We start from the raw sequence: 14,665 nt of genomic DNA on the forward strand, positions 1-14,665 counted from the left end.
TGCAGCAGCTGCGGCGGTAGCGTATGGCCGCCTCCTTAGAAGGAGGGTTCCATGAATGAGCGTACCAGGCATCTTTTGGAGATAGCGGTGCTCCTCCTCTTGCTGGCCGCGGCGCCGCTGGTGGCGCGGTGGATCTCCGTCCCCCCCTGGGTGGCGCTTTGCCTGCTCGTCTTTCTGGCGGGGATTTGCGTCGCCCTCTTCTTCCTGCGCAGCATAATGGGACGGCGCTGCGAGGCAAAGCTCGTGCACAAGGAGCTGGAAGAGGAGAGCGAGCTGCCGCAGGAGCCTCCCCCACCAGAGGAGACGGCGCTGGAGGCGTTGCAGGAGAAGTGGCGCGTGGCGCTGGAGAAGCTTCAGGCGTCCCACCTGAAGAAGATGGGGGACCCGGTGCACGCGCTGCCGTGGTACCTGGCGCTCGGCGCCGGCGGCTCCGGGAAGAGCAGCATGCTGCACAGCTCCAGACTCTGCTCCCCCTTTTTTTCCCCCTCCGAAGAACTCCCCCCTCCGACCCGCAACTGTGACTTCTGGTTCTTCGAGAAGTCGGTCTTCATCGACACCGCCGGCCGCTACTCCTTTCCGGTGGACGAGAAGGAGGACCGGGAGGAGTGGGAGCATTTCCTCACCCTGCTGGCCAAACACCGGCGCAAGGAGCCTTTGAACGGTGTCGTCATCACCGTGGCGGCGGACCGCCTTCTCTCCCTCGACCCGGACGGAAGCAGGGGGGAGGCGCGGGTCCTGCGCCAGCGCGTCGACGAGCTGATGCGCATATTCAAGGTCAAGTTCCCGGTGTACGTCCTGGTGACGAAGTGCGACCTCATCGAGGGGATGGAGCGCTTCAGCGCCCTTCTCCCCGAGAGGACGGCGTCGAGCCCCATGGGGCGGCTGAACGAGAGGATCTCGGAGAACGCGGAGAGCTTCACCGCAGGTACGATCGCCGCCGTGCAGGAGAGGCTGCGGTTTTACCGGCTGCAGCTTTTGAACGACCCGGCGGCACGCCGGGAGGCCGAGTCCCTCGCGCTCTTCCCGGAGGAGTTCGCCCTCCTGAAGGAGCCGCTCACCATCTTCATGACCTCCCTTTTCAAGGAGAACCCGTACCAGGAGCCCCCGGTGCTGCGCGGCCTCTTCTTCGGCAGCGCGTTGCAGAAGGGGTACCCCCTTTCCCTTCTCTCCGGCACCATGCACCCCGCCTCGGAACAGCGCCAGCTTCCGGGGACAGACCGCGGGTTCTTCCTGCAGGAGCTCTTCGCCACCGTCATGCCGAGGGACCGCTCACTTCTCTCCCCCACGAGACAAGGGATCCGGTGGAGGGCGATGACCGCGGACCTCGCCTTCATGTCCTGGGCGCTCGTCATGATCGCCCTGTCCGGCCTGCTCGGCTTCTCCTTCATAAAGAACCTCCGCACCATACGCGTCGCCTCGGCCCAGCTCGCCCCCCCCGTGGCGGCGGGGAGCGATCTGGAAGTGCTGGAGCGGTATCGCGCGGCGATCGCCACGGTGGAGGGGCAAAACAGGGGGTGGATGACTCCGCGGCTCGGGCTCACCGGGAGCATCGAGGTGGAGCGTGGACTTAAGGAGAAATTCTGCCGCCGCTTCAGGAAGACGGTACTCTCCCCCCTCGACAAGGATCTGGAGCAGAACGTCGCCCTCCTGCACTCGTACTCACCCGATGCTACCTATTGCCAGTACGCCATGCACCTGGTGCGTCGGCTGAACATCCTCAGGGCCCGCATCGGCGGGGCGCAATTGGCGGAACTGCAGAAAAAGCCGCTTCCGGCGGCGCCGCTCCCGGTCGGCGTCACGGAGAGGGGGGGACAGGAGCCGGGGAGGAAATTCGGCCAGCTCTACCTCTCCTATCTTGCCTGGAGCAAAGATGGCGATGCCCTGAAGGCCGAAGCGCAGAGTCTCCAGGCCCGCCTGAGGTATGTGCTGGCGATGAAGGAAGGGAACCTGCGCTGGCTCTGCCACTGGGTAGAGCACAACGAAGGGCTCACCCCCCTGACCCTCGCCCCCTTCTGGGGAGGGGTGCCTTCCGGGGCAGACGAGCCGGTCATCTACCCCACGTACACCCGGAAGGGGATGGCGCGGCTGAGCGCTCTGGTCGGCGAGGTGGAGGGGGCCAGCGGCGGGAAGGGGAGGTATGCCGCTGCCAGGGCGGACCTGGAGAACTGGCAGCGTAATGCGGCGTTCGTTGCATGGCAGACCTTCGCACAGGACTTCTCCCGCGGCGTAAAGCGGCTGCGCGGCAATAATGAATGGCAGCGGGTCGCCTCGGTGATCGGTACGGAGCAGGGGCCGTATCTTGCCCTCATGAACCGGCTCACCTGGGAACTGGAGCCGCTTTCTCACGGCACCGGGGTGCCGGTATGGTTGCGCCAGCTCTACCTCCTGCAGGGGGCTCGGACGCAGCGCGCGGCCCCGTATGACGGAATCATGGCAAAGGCGGCGGACACCGGGGCGCCGACCTCCGGCGGGATAAAGCAGAAGCTTTCCCGCGGGGGTGGAGGAGTCGGTGCCGATCCCCTGCAGGAAACAGCGGCAGCGTGGCGGGAATACCTCTCCGCGCTCGGGGCGATTGCTCCCGCGGCCGCCTCCCGCGGGCAGTCTTTCCAGCTCGCGGCGCAGACCTTCACCGACGACCCTGCTACCGGGAGGAGCCCGTTCTTTGCGGCGTATCACTCCCTGAACCGGATACGCCTCGGCGTCGGGGCGGACAGCCCAATGGCGGAGGTCCCGGCACGCCTGGTGGCGGGGCCGATGGAGTTTCTCTGGTACTACATCAGGAAGGAAGCGGCAGCGAAGCTGCAGGAGGAGTGGGAAGAAGAGGTGGTGCCGGGGGGCGTTGAGCTTCCGACTCCGCAGGCAACGCAGGTTCTCCTCGGGCCGGACGGCCTCGCCTGGAAATTCGCCAAGGGACCCGCGGCCCCCTTCCTGGTGCGCACCGACGGGGGGTTCAAACCGAAAGAGGTGCTCGGTGCGACCCTCCCTCTCGACGGCGCCTTCTTCTCCTTCATGTCCCGCGGCACTAACGTCGTCGCCAGTGCACTCTCCCGGCAGGCGAGCTACACGGTGGGGATAAAGGCGCTTCCGAGCGAGGCGAACCAGGATGCCACGAGCCATCCTCACGCCACCCGTCTCGACCTGCTGTGCGCCGGAAATACCCAGAGTCTCGTGAACCTCAACTACCCCACCGGGAAGACCTTCTACTGGGCGCCGGAAAACTGTTCCGACGTCGTCTTGAAGGTCGAGGTGGGAGACCTGGTCCTCACCAAGCGCTACGGGGGGCCGCGCGGGTTCCCCGCTTTCCTGAACGATTTCCGGGGAGGGAGCCGCACCTTTGCCACCTCCGAGTTTCCCGCCGAAGCGGGCGCCCTGCAAAAACTGGGCATAAAGCATGTGAGGGTCAATTACACCTTCACCGGGAGCGCCCCCGTTCTAAGACAGAGTGCCGCAGCCCAGGCACATGTACCCCGCTCCATAGGCAAATCGTACTAGCCCCCGAGAGCAGTCGCCACATACAGTACAGCCCCCCCCTTCCTCCGGCAGAAGGGAAGGGGGGGGCGTTCAGGTACTATCTTTTCCGGCGGAAGATCCTCTCGTCGATCTAGCCGTCGGCACGCTGGAATTGTGGAGGCGCAAGAGATGGAGATCGCCAAACTGCTCGACCCCATCGCGGGGGAGAGCGCGGCCGGCACGGAGGTGCGCAACGATCCGCTTTTCGAGGCGTTGCAGTCGGAGGTGGAGAAGCTGACGTGCCCCTCCTATGCGGGGATCGTCGACTGGGAAGGGGTGGTGGAGCTTGCATCCGAGATCCTCGCGAAGAAGTCGAAGGACCTGGTGGTCACCAGCTACCTCGCCGTTGCACTCCTCCATACCCGCACCACAGAAGGTGTTCTTCCGGCGCTGCGCCTTTACTACGGCATGCTCGACAACTTTTGGGACGATCTGTACCCGGTGCGGGCAAAGGCGCGGGGGAGAATGCTGTCGGTGGAGTGGTGGCTGGAAAAGACGCTGAAGGCGCTGCAGGGGGGGAAGGTGTCGCTCCCCGCGGGGGAGGAAACGGTCGCCCTCGAGCTGCTGGACAAAATCGAGGCCCTCTTGGTGGAGCGCCTCCCCGGCGCCCCCTCTCTGGAGCCGCTGCGGCGCTATTTCCTGGAGGTCGGAGGGGGCGCGGCCGACAAGGTGGTGCCGGTGGTGCCGGTTGCCTCGGACGTCCGCTCCCCCGAGACACTCGTGCCGGTCCCGCCGCCGGTGGAAAAAACTGAGCTCCCGGCAGTCGGGGGGGAAGATCTCGAGAAGACGCTCGGCGCTCTGATGCGCTGCGCCCTCCTCCTGCGCCGGGGCGAGCCGTGCAACCCGCTCGGCTACCGCCTCCTCCGGAATGCTCTCTGGAGCACCGTGTCGGCATTGCCACCGTCGCTGGAAGGGCGCACCCGTATCGCTGCACCGGATCATCAGCTTGCGGCAACGCTCAGGGAACTGCGGCAGAAGCGCTGCGCCAAGCATCTGCTGGAGGTATCGGAGGAGCGCCTTGCACGGTTCGCGCTCTGGCTCGACCTGAACCGCCTGAGCTTCGAGGCGCTCGGGCACCTCGGTGGCTCCTACCTTTCCGCCCAGGAAGCGGTCGTGCATGAAACCTGTCATCTGCTCCTGCGTCTGCCCGGTCTGGTGGAGCTCTCTTTCTGCGACGGCACCCCTTTTGCCGACGCAGAGACCCGCCGCTGGCTCCGGCAGACCCTCCCGGCGTCAACGCCGCCCTCGCCGCAGGTCGTCCCTTCACAGGAGGTTGCCGAGGGGGATGTGGTCGCGCTCCCCGGCGCGGTCGAGGAGGCGCAGCTCCTGGCTCGCGAGGGGCAGCTCACCGAAGCGGTGCACCTGCTGCACGAAAAGGTACAGGGCTGCCGTTCCGGCCGGGAGAGGCTCGTGTGGCGCCTTTCCCTCCTTGATTTTCTGCTCGGTGTCGGCTGCACCGATATCGCCCTTCCACAGTCGGAGGTGGTGATGAGCGCGCTCGACCGGCACGCGCTGGAGAAGTACGAACCCGGCCTGGCGCTGAGCGGGCTGAAGCTCGCCTACCTGGCACTGCAGGCACAGAAGGAGCCGGCGCAGCAGGAGAGGGCGCAGGGTATCCTCCGGCGGATCGGTCGCCTCGATCCTGCCGAGATGCTGCGGCTGGAAAAGGTGGCAGAGATCCCGAGGGAGTAGGGGGAGGGCGCGGCTGCACATTTAAACGAAGGGACATGCCGGACGTTGTTGCGGTGGGAAAGTCGTCCGGTACTCTTGAAGTGCACAATTACAGGTGGCGCAACCTGAAGGAGAGATGACATGACCGAATATAACATGACGGAAGGGTGTGAGGAGCACAAGTACAGGCACGATGCGCACTCATGCGTGTGGTGTGAGCTGCACGGGCTGAGGAAGGAGATCAGTGAACTGAAGCTCGAGATGAGCGAGCTGAAGAGGCAGGCTAAGGGGGAGCCGCTGGTTCGGACTCAGCTGTGGGGGGCGGGGAGTCACGACCGTGCCTGATGCGAACAGGAGGCGGCTGCCCGAGATAAAAAGAAAGCTGGGAATCTCCCGCGAGATCCCAGCTCTTTTTATTTCCGGGCGGCATTTCCCCTTCTGTGAGATCCGCCAGGCCGGTTACTGTTGCGGCAGGTTTCTTACCAGTTCCTTGTACTTGCTCCACTCCGTCGCGGTCCAGACCTCGGTGGTGGCCTGGCCGAAGGTGCGCACAATCGTGGAAACTTCCATCGCGGTCTCCAGGTCGGGCGCGTTAAAGATGTCGAGGTAATCGTACGGCCCCAACAGCGCGAAGTTGTGCACCCACTCCACTTTCGGGCACTTGCTGCGGATCTGTTCGGCCGCCTTCTTCTCCAGTTGTTCCAGCGAAGCCGGTGACCGAAGGGCCTCCGGTGCGAGCCGGGTAAGCATGATAAACATCATGGCACTCTCCTCCTTCCGTTAATCCTTCTGCTCCTCTTTCAATTTTATCGCAGCACGGGGGGAGGGGGATTCGGCGGGGGAAGATAGCTTCGCTGTTGAAAAAGGGGAGGGATTGGCTAACATTGAGGGCGGTTAACGGTTGTCTCACCGACTGCGCAGGCGACCGATCCAGGTCGGAAGCCGCCGGCTTTACCCCGGGAGGTGCCATGAACAGTCCTGGCGAGCACATACTATGGCAGGAACGGCGTGTGAAAAAGTGGGATTACCTGGACCGCAACGGCCACTGCTCCCTGGTCCTGTGGTTCACCGGGCTCCCCGCTTCGGGAAAATCGACTCTGGCCTGCCGGGTCGAGGAGGCGCTCTTCGCCAAGGGGTGGTACACCTACCTGCTGGACGGCGACAACGTGCGCCACGGGCTCAACTCCGACCTCGGTACCTCGATCACGGACCGGCGTGAGGATGTCCGCAGGGCAGGGGAGACGGCGCGCCTTTTCGTCGACGCCGGCGTCGTCGTTCTCACCGCCTTTGCTTCACCTTTCCAGGAGGAGCGGGACAGGGTGCGCGCCCTCTTCGCGGCGGGGGAGTTCGTGGAGATATACCTCAAGTGCGATCAGCCCCTCTGCGAGGCGCGGGACCCGAAAGGTCTGTACCGGAAGGCGCGGGCGGGACTCCTCCCTGGATTTACCGGGGTCGATCTTCCCTATGAAGAACCGAGGAACCCCGAGCTCACCATAGACACCGGCTCCTTGGACATCCCCAACTGCGTCAGCCGGATCCTCGAGTACACCACCACCCTGGAGACGCTGCGCCAGGAGAGGCACCACTCCCAGAGACAGCTGAGGGTCGAAAGGAGGGTGCGCCCCCGCGTCGACGAGCAGAGGCAGCAACCGCTCGACGAATCCTCTTTTCCCTACTGCTCCTTCAGCCTGTAGTTCGCCCGAACGCGCAGGTCGGCGGCCGGTCCTGCCGGAATGAAAAAAGGGAGCTGCCGATGCAGCTCCCTTTTTTCGTCACCGATTTTGCCGGTCGCCTTACTTGAAGGCCACCATGGTGGCGGTCTGGTTGATATGCCCGATGAACTGCTCCCCGTAGGTGCTGAAGCCGATGGTGGGGATGTCGCTGAAGAGTTCGCCGTAGGCGCCGGTCAGCCCCTTTTGCCCGAGCTCCAGGGTGCGCAGGATGCAGTTGAAGTTGATGATGCCGGAGATGGAGCCGAGTTCCGCCTTCGCGTTTTCGAGGGCGCTCTTTGTGTCGGCGATGATGTCGGTGGATTCCAGAAGGCTCAGTTCCATACCTTCCTTCACGCCGCAGTAGAAGATCATGCCGCCGTCCTTCGGGTTGATCTGCTGCGGGCTGCGCACGAACGGCTCCCCCTCGAAGACAAGCCCGACCGGGTTGTGCATGAAACGGTTCGGCGCTTCCTCAACGGAGGTCCCCACCGCTTCGGCGTACGCCTCGGCTGCCGGCTTCCCGTTGAACTCCAGCACTTCACGCGCCTCTTCTATCGCCTTCGTCACGACCAGCTTCTGCGGAAGCGGATTAAAGCTCTGGGTCTTGATGAAGGTGAACTCGCCGGTCGGCTCCAGCACCGCGAGGAGCGCGGCGTGCTTGTAAGCCTTTCCGTTGGCGTAGACATAGGTGGCGGCGAACTTCAGGTCGTCTCCGGCGGAGCCGCCGATAAACCCGATGTTGGTGAGGTCGCCGATGCGATCGATGATGCGCTCCTCGGCGCCGCTCAGGCCGTCCACCAGAATGAGGCCGAGATGGCTCTTCGGGTCAAGAGCGGACATCGGCGTACCGAAGAACTCTGCAAAGGAGGCGAAAGCCTTGTCAACCGCATCGTCGGCATTAACGTCTTCCACCACCGCTACTTTCACCTGCTTCAGGGAGTCGTTGCTGAAAGCCATGGCGACGACGGAATTCTTCAGCATCTTCCCGCTCACGAGTTCGCCGGCCGTGGTGCAGCCGAAGGTGGAGGCTCCGGGGAATGCCTCCTGCATCTTTGCCGCGATGCCGTCGGCATCAAAGGTCGAGGAGGCGAAGAAGACCACCATGTGCGTATCGAAGCCGGACAGCTGGGACTGAAGGTCTAGTACTACGTCTTGCAGATCGATTTTTTCCGAGGCAACAGTCTTGATATTCATACAATCCTCTCTCCTTAAGTTTATTTGAGCTCTCTGATCAAGGCTTCCAGCTTTCCGATAATGACGGGATCATCTTCAGATTGCGCGGTGAATTTGGCCGGATCAATCCCCTTAAGGAGCAGTTTCGTCTTGATCACCCCCACCAGCATTGCATTGTCCTTGGCCCTTTGGTTAATCACTGTGTCGATCATTTGCTTGATTTTGCCGGCCATTCCTATTCTCCTTACTGTGTCAATAGTGTGCGCACCGCAGTATGCCAAGCGACTACCTTTGGTGCCTCCGATACGTCAACTTCTTCCCCTGTATTCGGTGTCAGGTCCCTCTTTCTCCTGTCGATGAAGCTCCAGTCTTCCATCCCTGTAACTTTTCGCCGGACCCTTCAATAGTAGCGGCAGTTTTACTAGAAGTATCGGAGGATGCAGAACAATGTTTAGCGCTTTCTACTGTCATTGAAATTATAAATTAGCAATAAATGTGGCAGAGCAATTCTGATTGAGGACCGGCAACGAGCTGGAAACAGTAGGGTGTTCTCAAAGTGTAGAATAATTCTAATGCAACAGCATCACTAATGGCTATTTAATTTTATTATATTAGAGAAAAAGAATCTACGGCTGTTTTATGAGTGGCGGGAGGCAGGGAAGGGGGGGAGTCCCCTCCCGCGAGCGCCGCACGTGGCGCGGCGTCCGCAGGGAGGGGAGAGGTGGTTCACGGTACGGCGCAGTCCGACTTGTCACCCTGGATCTTCGCCACGGCATGCGGCACCGCCGCCCACACCGCGTCGAGGTTCTCGATGGCCCCCTTCGGGCTGCCGGGGAGGTTGATGATGAGGGTGTTGCCGCGGATCCCGGCGACGGCGCGGGAGATCATGGCGTGCGGCGTCTTCTGGAGGCTTTTCGCCCGCATGACCTCGCCGAAGCCGGGGATGACACGGTCAAGGACTTCCACGGTGGCGTCGGGGGTCACGTCCCTTGGGGAGACCCCGGTACCGCCGGTGGTGAGGATGATGTCGGCGACGTCGCCGTCTGCCCACTCCTTCAGGGTGCGGGAGATCAGCGCTGCCTCGTCGGGTATGACCGCGCTGCGAACCGTCGTCACTCCGCGCTCCTCGAGGTACTTCTCCAGCGCCGGGCCGCTGCTGTCCACGCGCTCGCCGCGGGATCCCTTGTCGCTCAAGGTCAGTATCGCTCCCCTCATCGTTACCCCTCCCTGCGGTAGGTGCCGCTTTTTCCCCCTTCCTTGTAGAGGAGGGCGATCTCTCCGATCCGTATCGACTTGTCGGTACCCTTGCACATGTCGTACACGGTGAGTGCCGCCACCGATGCTGCGGTCATCGCCTCCATCTCCACGCCGGTGCGCTCGAAGGCGCGGACCGTCGCCTGGATGCGCACGATCCCGGTCGCGCTCTCGGTCTCGAACTCGATCCCGCTGTAGTGGATCGCCAGGGGGTGGGAGAGGGGGATGAGGTCGGGGGTCTTTTTCGAGGCGGCGATGCCGGCAAGGCGCGCCACTCCGAGGACGTCACCCTTTGTCATGACGCCGGCGACGATCGCCTCCAGCGTTTCCGGCTTCAGGTGCACGGTGGCGGTGGCGATTGCGGTGCGCATGGTGGGGGTCTTTGCGGAAACGTCCACCATGATGGCGCGTCCCTGTTCGTCGAAATGGTTGAAAGACATGTGCTGCTCCTTTTTCTGTGCTGGTTGGTGCGAAAACGGTCCCTTCCGTTGCGGGAAAGGGATGTGCTGGCGCAGGATGTTACCCTTCGGTGAGGTCGACGTCCCTCAGCATGAGGAGCTCGACGGCGCTTCCGGCCGGTACCAGGGATGCCTCGAGCGGCAGGACCGCGAGAGCGTCCGCCGACACCATGGTGGGGAGGGCCGCGGTGTGCTGGCTTCCCGAGCTGTAGGCGCGATAGGTGCCGTCTTCCCGCTCCACCCGTACCCGGACGAAGTTCAGTTTCCCCGGCGCCTTGCGGATTTCCTCGGCAAGGACCCCCTTCACGAAGGTTCTCACCACCTTCTTCTCACCCATCATCTTGCGCAGCGCAGGCTTTACGAAGAGCTCGAAGGTCACCATGGTGGAAACCGGATTCCCCGGGAGGGAGAAGACCGGGAGACCGTTTATGCTGGCAAAGGCGGTGGGCCCTCCCGGCTTTATGGCGACCTTCCAGAACCCTTCGGTCGCGCCGAGCTCGGAGAGGATCTCTCGCACGAGATCGCGGTCCCCCGCGGAGACGCCGGCGGAGGTGATCAGTGCGTCGCAACGCACCCCCTCCAGCATCTTTTCCCGCAGGCTCTCGCGCTCGTCCGCCGCGATCCCGAGGATCACGGGGATGGCGCCGCACTCGCGGACCGCAGCGGCAAGGGAAAGGGCGTTGGAGTTTATGATCCTTCCGGGGCCGGGGGTCTTGCCGAGTTCGATCAGTTCGTCGCCGGTGGAGAGGATAGCCACCCGCGCCCTTTTGTAGACCGGTACCAGCGCCTTCCCGATGGAGGCGAGGAGGCTCACCTGGGGAGGGGCGATAATGGTCCCGGCATGAAGGGCCACCCCCCCCGCCCTCAGATCCTGCCCCTGAAACCGGATGTGCTGCTTTGCGCGGACAGGAGCCTTCAGCGTCACCCTCTCCCCTTCCTGGGTCGTCTCCTCGATCGGGACGATCGCGTCGCATCCGGGAGGGGTAGGGGCGCCAGTCATGATCCTGATCGCGCACCCCGGCTCGACTGCCGTTGTGGGGACGGCGCCGGCGGGGATGTAGCCGGTGACCCGAAGGGTGGCGGGAAGGGGGGTGCAGTCGGCGGCGCGTACAGCGAAGCCGTCCATGGCGGAATAGTCGCAAAGGGGGATGTCCCACGGCGTGTGCACGTCTTGGGAGAGGACTCTTCCATGCGCTTCAAGGAGCGCTACCTTTTCCTCTCCCAGGACCTTCGTCTGCCCGAGAATGATGCCGCGTGCTTCTTCAAAGGAAGGCATAAAGAAAGACCTCGTGTGTATCTTGGGGAGGGACAAAAAAAACGGGAGGGCGTCAGAAGCTCTCGCTCAAGCCGCCATCCCGTCTTTTGAAACTGTACTCTTCTATTCAGCGGTGGTCGGATCGATGATCGTCTTTACTTCTTCGACGCTGTTGGCCGGGAAGCCGCCCTGCTTCGCATGCTCCAGTACCATCTCCTTGTTCGGCGCGATGTACACACAGTAGATCTTGTTGTCGGTGACATAGCTGTGTACCCACTGGATCTGCGGCCCGAGGCCGGAAAGGACGCTGCAGGACTTCTGGGAAATGGCCTGGAGGTCGTTAGCGGGGATCTGTCCTGCGCCGGGAATTTCGCGTTCGATGACGTATTTTGGCATGGTAGGCTCCTTTAGGCAATATTGTTTACACGGTACTTTTAATGGATCTCGGTAATGAAGCTGCAACCGGGAAGATGTCTCTCATCTTTCCTTGCCGCCGCCGGTACTTGTGGGGTTCCCTCTCATCGATCCCCTGCCGGGGGTGTTCCGGGGACTCTTTGCGGCACAGCGGACAAAAAAAGGGCCACGGCTCGCGTTGCAGCTGTCGAGCCCTGGCCCACTCTCGCCAGGACAGCAACTCCTTTCTACAAACCTACTTGGCGGTGGACTCAACGCGGTCGAGCTGATCCTGCGCTTCCTGCAGTTTCATTTCGAGTTTTTTGAGTTCTTCCGGGGAGTACTTCCGGTCCCCCTTCTTGATCTCCATGTTGAGTTTCTTGATTTTCTTCTCCAGAGTCTGGACACGGCTGACGCAGTTCTTAGAGGCGAGATCGCAAATTACTTTCTCCTGATTCGGGTCCGCAGCGAGAGCCGGCACCGTTGCTGACACAAGCAGCGCAACAAGTGCTATCATTGTGCTTCTCTTCATGGTGAGCCTCCTTAGGTTCGAGTAGATGCACCTCTCATAAGTGTACAGCCTGAGGCTCCTGTCTGGCAAGCCAGACAGGAGCCTCTTTTTGCGGATGGCTTACCAGTAAATGAAGGTACCGAGCGCGCCGATGTTGGCGTTCTGGGTCTCGCCGTTGTACCAACGGTCCTGCGCCCAGGTGTACTCGGCGATCAGCTGCACGAACTTCGCGACGTTGTAGGTCACGCTCGCCGTTGCGGACTGCTGCTTCATGATGTTCAGGTCGCTGTCGTTGACGGTCTTGTATGCACGGGACTGGCCGTAGTTGGCGCCGAGTTTCACGACCGGGGTGACCATGAAGGTAGCCTGGCCGAGGAAGCCGAAGTTCTGGCGCTCTTTGCCGGTGGCGTCGAGGGCGCCGAAGTCGGAGATGCCGAGCATGCCGAGGCCTTTGCCGCCGTAGGTCGATGCGAGGAGGTCCAGCGGCCCCATGCCGACTTCCACGCCGCCTGCGCCGCCGATGGAGCGGGCACGCTTGCCGCTTCTGTCCACGCCGGAGAGGACGGTGTCGGCGCCGAATTTCGCCTCGTTGTACAGACCGGAAACCCATGCCTGGACCTTCCCTGCGGGGAAGGTGGTGGCGTAGGAGAGTTCAGCCTCAACGCGCGGCACGTCGGTAATGGTGGCAGCCCCGACGGAGTGCGGATCGCCGACTGCGATGGCGAACTTCAGACCTGCCATGTCCGGAGTGGTGTAGCGGATCTGGGCGTCGAAGTTGGGGTAGAGGTAGCCGTAGCCGATGTGACCCATGGTGGGGCCGTTCGGAACGGGGCCGACGACGCCGACGCTGAACAGGGTCATGTCGGTGAGGATGTTTTTCGCCTGGTACAGGTTGATCGCGCGACCTGCGAGAACCTGACCGAAGGCACCGGTGGCGGTCATGTTGATTTCACGGAAGTCGATGTTGGGGGAGAGGTCGGTACGGCCCGTTCCCTCGTTCTGGATCTGCGGGTAAATGCCGAGGCGGATGGCGTAATCCACACCGTTGGTGGTCGGGGCGTTAATGTTGAAGCCGATCCCTACCGGGAGGAGACCGGTCCTTACCCTGAAGTTACGCTCGTGGTCGCCGCTGCCGCCGATACCGAGCTCGCCGTCGATGACCCCGGCAGGCCTGCCCTGGGCGGACTCGTAGGTCGCGAATACGTTGAGGAAGCCGTCGGTGGAGAACTTCCAGCCGTTAGCACCGCCTACATCGAAAGCATGAGCGGACGGTACTGCGGTTGCTGCCAGTAACAGTGCCGCTGCCAGTGTGGATACTCTTTTCTTTTGCATACTTTTCCCCCTTGATCATTGAATGGTACTGCTAAGCAAATTGACGTGTTGGTGGTGCTTTAAGCGAGTTCCTTTCCGTGTTCCTCCTTTCCGGCCCCACGGGGGCCCTGTAATAGTTGCCTCTCACCCTTACTCCCTCTCCAGGCAAAAAAAATGGCCAGTATTCCCGAGGGGAATCCGGCCCTGGCAAATTAATGAATTTTCATGCTGAAAGTGGCGGCACTCCCCCTGTCGGTGAGAAAGTCCGAGGGAAGGGGAGAAACTCCTCATCCCGCGGCTCTTCCAGGTGCGGCGGCGGGGGAGGAGACGGTCTCCTGCACATCCTCGTACGATATCTCATGGATCTCCATCTCCAGAAGGTCTATGGAGAGCTTTCTCCTGCGCAAAAGCTCTCCCTTCCCCAGAAGGATTTTGCATGCCTCGGCAACCTCCAGGCTCGCCACGACGGCTGGGGTGAAGGAGGGATTGCCGAGCTCCTTTTCGATACCTTTCCCTGCGCTCCAGTTGCGATAGATCTGCTGCACGGTGCGATCTCCCGGGAGCTGGGTCGCCACCTGCCCGTACCAGCCGCCGATCGCTCCGTACACCATGGGGATGGCGAGCTCCGCGCAGCTTTCCGCGAGCTCGAGCCTCACCGCTATGCTGTCCAGTGCGTCGACGACGACGTCGCAGCCGCGCAGGATCTCCTCTCCGTTCCCTGCACAGTACGCCTTGTAGTGGGGGGTGACCGTGACTGCGGGATTTATCTCCGCCACCCGGCGGTACGCCATCTCCACCTTCGGCTTGCCGAGTGACTTCGGGGAAGAGAGGAGCTGGCGGTTCAGGTTGTGCTCCTCGAAGATGTCGGGATCGACAGCGACGATCTGGCCGACGCCTAAACGCGCCAGTTCCTCTATCACATACCCGCCGAGCCCGCCGCAGCCGATCACCGCGGCGCGGCTGGCGAAAAGGCGCGCCTGCCCCGCCGCATCGATCATCTTCCGGTTGCGCTGGTAGCGCGCCGGGAAGAGGCCGTTTGACAGGGCAGCTTCTTCCACCGCGGCATGGCTGAGGCCAAAGCGCACGGCAGCGCTGTCCTGGACGGACCAGGGGAGGAGGCCGTCTGCGGCGCCCTCCTTCAGGTATGCGAGGAGATTCTCCATCTACCCTCCACCGACGAGCGGGAACATCGACAGGGTGTCCCCTTCCTGCAACGCGTCATCGAGGGAGACGTGGCGGCCGTTTACCAGCACGATCCCCATCTCTTCCTCGGTGATCCCCACTTCCTCCATCACGGAACGGCCGGTCGTGCCGCACGGGTACTCCCGGTCGGCGACCTTGAACCTGTTATCCCTGAAGGAGGCGAAAAGCTTTACGGTAATCTTCATGACCAAACCTTGATGTTGGTGTGTAGCTT

The 14,665-nt window shown here is 62.5% G+C and carries 15 protein-coding genes; 4 read left to right on the top strand and 11 right to left on the bottom strand.

What is annotated here, in order from left to right:
• The first annotated feature begins 51 nt into the window (after positions 1–51).
• The 3 genes from LPW11_RS14945 (at position 52) to LPW11_RS14955 (ending at position 5,526) form a co-directional block, all read left to right on the top strand.
• Entirely contained in the window at positions 52–3,492 is a 3,441-nt protein-coding gene (locus LPW11_RS14945; RefSeq protein WP_230994675.1) for a type VI secretion protein IcmF/TssM N-terminal domain-containing protein, read from the top strand.
• A 147-nt stretch (positions 3,493–3,639) separates the two neighbouring features.
• Entirely contained in the window at positions 3,640–5,202 is a 1,563-nt protein-coding gene (gene tssA / locus LPW11_RS14950; protein WP_230994676.1) for a type VI secretion system protein TssA, read from the top strand.
• A 120-nt stretch (positions 5,203–5,322) separates the two neighbouring features.
• On the top strand, positions 5,323–5,526 hold the full coding sequence (locus LPW11_RS14955; protein ID WP_230994677.1) for a hypothetical protein: 204 nt from the start codon (positions 5,323–5,325) through the stop codon (positions 5,524–5,526).
• A 114-nt stretch (positions 5,527–5,640) separates the two neighbouring features.
• On the opposite strand, the gene LPW11_RS14960 is transcribed toward LPW11_RS14955, so the two are convergent.
• Entirely contained in the window at positions 5,641–5,943 is a 303-nt protein-coding gene (locus tag LPW11_RS14960) for a GYD domain-containing protein (protein ID WP_230994678.1), read from the bottom strand.
• Positions 5,944–6,149: 206 nt separating this feature from the next.
• Here LPW11_RS14960 and cysC point away from each other — a divergent pair, with 206 nt between their 5' ends.
• Positions 6,150–6,875 (top strand): adenylyl-sulfate kinase, encoded by a 726-nt coding sequence (gene cysC / locus LPW11_RS14965; RefSeq protein ID WP_230994679.1) that lies wholly within the window; start codon positions 6,150–6,152, stop codon positions 6,873–6,875.
• A 99-nt stretch (positions 6,876–6,974) separates the two neighbouring features.
• Here the strand turns inward: cysC and LPW11_RS14970 are convergent, their stop codons facing one another.
• The 10 genes from LPW11_RS14970 to LPW11_RS15015 all read right to left on the bottom strand — a co-directional run bounded on the left by LPW11_RS14970 (position 6,975) and on the right by LPW11_RS15015 (position 14,636).
• Positions 6,975–8,087: an FIST signal transduction protein gene (locus LPW11_RS14970; RefSeq protein WP_230994680.1), complete on the bottom strand. Its 1,113-nt coding sequence runs from the start codon at positions 8,085–8,087 to the stop codon at positions 6,975–6,977.
• A gap of 20 nt (positions 8,088–8,107) precedes the next feature.
• Positions 8,108–8,299, bottom strand: coding sequence for a hypothetical protein (locus LPW11_RS14975; RefSeq protein ID WP_230994681.1), 192 nt, complete (start codon positions 8,297–8,299; stop codon positions 8,108–8,110).
• A 493-nt stretch (positions 8,300–8,792) separates the two neighbouring features.
• Positions 8,793–9,281 carry a MogA/MoaB family molybdenum cofactor biosynthesis protein gene (locus LPW11_RS14980; RefSeq protein WP_230994682.1) on the bottom strand — a complete coding sequence of 163 codons (489 nt, stop codon included), beginning with the start codon at positions 9,279–9,281 and terminating at the stop codon, positions 8,793–8,795.
• A gap of 2 nt (positions 9,282–9,283) precedes the next feature.
• The gene (gene moaC, locus LPW11_RS14985) at positions 9,284–9,760 is read right to left on the bottom strand and encodes a cyclic pyranopterin monophosphate synthase MoaC (protein ID WP_230994683.1); all 477 of its coding nucleotides are present in this window, start codon (positions 9,758–9,760) and stop codon (positions 9,284–9,286) included.
• A gap of 79 nt (positions 9,761–9,839) precedes the next feature.
• Positions 9,840–11,054, bottom strand: coding sequence for a molybdopterin molybdotransferase MoeA (locus LPW11_RS14990; RefSeq protein WP_230994684.1), 1,215 nt, complete (start codon positions 11,052–11,054; stop codon positions 9,840–9,842).
• Positions 11,055–11,156: 102 nt separating this feature from the next.
• Complete coding sequence (locus LPW11_RS14995) at positions 11,157–11,429, bottom strand: DUF4242 domain-containing protein (protein WP_230994685.1); 273 nt, start codon at positions 11,427–11,429, stop codon at positions 11,157–11,159.
• Positions 11,430–11,682: 253 nt separating this feature from the next.
• Complete coding sequence (locus tag LPW11_RS15000; RefSeq protein ID WP_230994686.1) at positions 11,683–11,958, bottom strand: hypothetical protein; 276 nt, start codon at positions 11,956–11,958, stop codon at positions 11,683–11,685.
• Positions 11,959–12,057: 99 nt separating this feature from the next.
• Positions 12,058–13,269 (bottom strand): hypothetical protein, encoded by a 1,212-nt coding sequence (locus LPW11_RS15005; protein ID WP_230994687.1) that lies wholly within the window; start codon positions 13,267–13,269, stop codon positions 12,058–12,060.
• A 266-nt stretch (positions 13,270–13,535) separates the two neighbouring features.
• Positions 13,536–14,411, bottom strand: a complete 876-nt coding sequence (locus LPW11_RS15010) for a HesA/MoeB/ThiF family protein (RefSeq protein WP_230994688.1) — start codon at positions 14,409–14,411, stop codon at positions 13,536–13,538.
• Positions 14,412–14,636 (bottom strand): MoaD/ThiS family protein, encoded by a 225-nt coding sequence (locus LPW11_RS15015; RefSeq protein WP_230994689.1) that lies wholly within the window; start codon positions 14,634–14,636, stop codon positions 14,412–14,414. It abuts the gene before it with no gap.
• Positions 14,637–14,665 lie beyond the last annotated feature (29 nt).

It is taken from the genome of Geomonas sp. RF6 (assembly GCF_021044625.1).
In the GTDB taxonomy this organism is placed as follows: Bacteria; Desulfobacterota; Desulfuromonadia; order Geobacterales; family Geobacteraceae; genus RF6.

Excerpts from the sequence above, each read along its gene's own strand:
- LPW11_RS14990 (WP_230994684.1), bottom strand. The coding sequence starts at position 11,054 with ATGCCTTCCTTTGAAGAAGCACGCGGCATCATTCTCGGGCAGACGAAG.
- LPW11_RS14995 (WP_230994685.1), bottom strand. The coding sequence starts at position 11,429 with ATGCCAAAATACGTCATCGAACGCGAAATTCCCGGCGCAGGACAGATC.
- LPW11_RS15005 (WP_230994687.1), bottom strand. The coding sequence starts at position 13,269 with ATGCAAAAGAAAAGAGTATCCACACTGGCAGCGGCACTGTTACTGGCA.
- LPW11_RS14970 (WP_230994680.1), bottom strand. The coding sequence starts at position 8,087 with ATGAATATCAAGACTGTTGCCTCGGAAAAAATCGATCTGCAAGACGTA.
- LPW11_RS15000 (WP_230994686.1), bottom strand. The coding sequence starts at position 11,958 with ATGAAGAGAAGCACAATGATAGCACTTGTTGCGCTGCTTGTGTCAGCA.
- LPW11_RS14980 (WP_230994682.1), bottom strand. The coding sequence starts at position 9,281 with ATGAGGGGAGCGATACTGACCTTGAGCGACAAGGGATCCCGCGGCGAG.
- LPW11_RS14960 (WP_230994678.1), bottom strand. The coding sequence starts at position 5,943 with ATGATGTTTATCATGCTTACCCGGCTCGCACCGGAGGCCCTTCGGTCA.
- moaC (WP_230994683.1), bottom strand. The coding sequence starts at position 9,760 with ATGTCTTTCAACCATTTCGACGAACAGGGACGCGCCATCATGGTGGAC.
- tssA (WP_230994676.1), top strand. The coding sequence starts at position 3,640 with ATGGAGATCGCCAAACTGCTCGACCCCATCGCGGGGGAGAGCGCGGCC.
- LPW11_RS14955 (WP_230994677.1), top strand. The coding sequence starts at position 5,323 with ATGACCGAATATAACATGACGGAAGGGTGTGAGGAGCACAAGTACAGG.
- LPW11_RS15015 (WP_230994689.1), bottom strand. The coding sequence starts at position 14,636 with ATGAAGATTACCGTAAAGCTTTTCGCCTCCTTCAGGGATAACAGGTTC.
- LPW11_RS14945 (WP_230994675.1), top strand. The coding sequence starts at position 52 with ATGAATGAGCGTACCAGGCATCTTTTGGAGATAGCGGTGCTCCTCCTC.
- cysC (WP_230994679.1), top strand. The coding sequence starts at position 6,150 with ATGAACAGTCCTGGCGAGCACATACTATGGCAGGAACGGCGTGTGAAA.
- LPW11_RS14975 (WP_230994681.1), bottom strand. The coding sequence starts at position 8,299 with ATGGCCGGCAAAATCAAGCAAATGATCGACACAGTGATTAACCAAAGG.
- LPW11_RS15010 (WP_230994688.1), bottom strand. The coding sequence starts at position 14,411 with ATGGAGAATCTCCTCGCATACCTGAAGGAGGGCGCCGCAGACGGCCTC.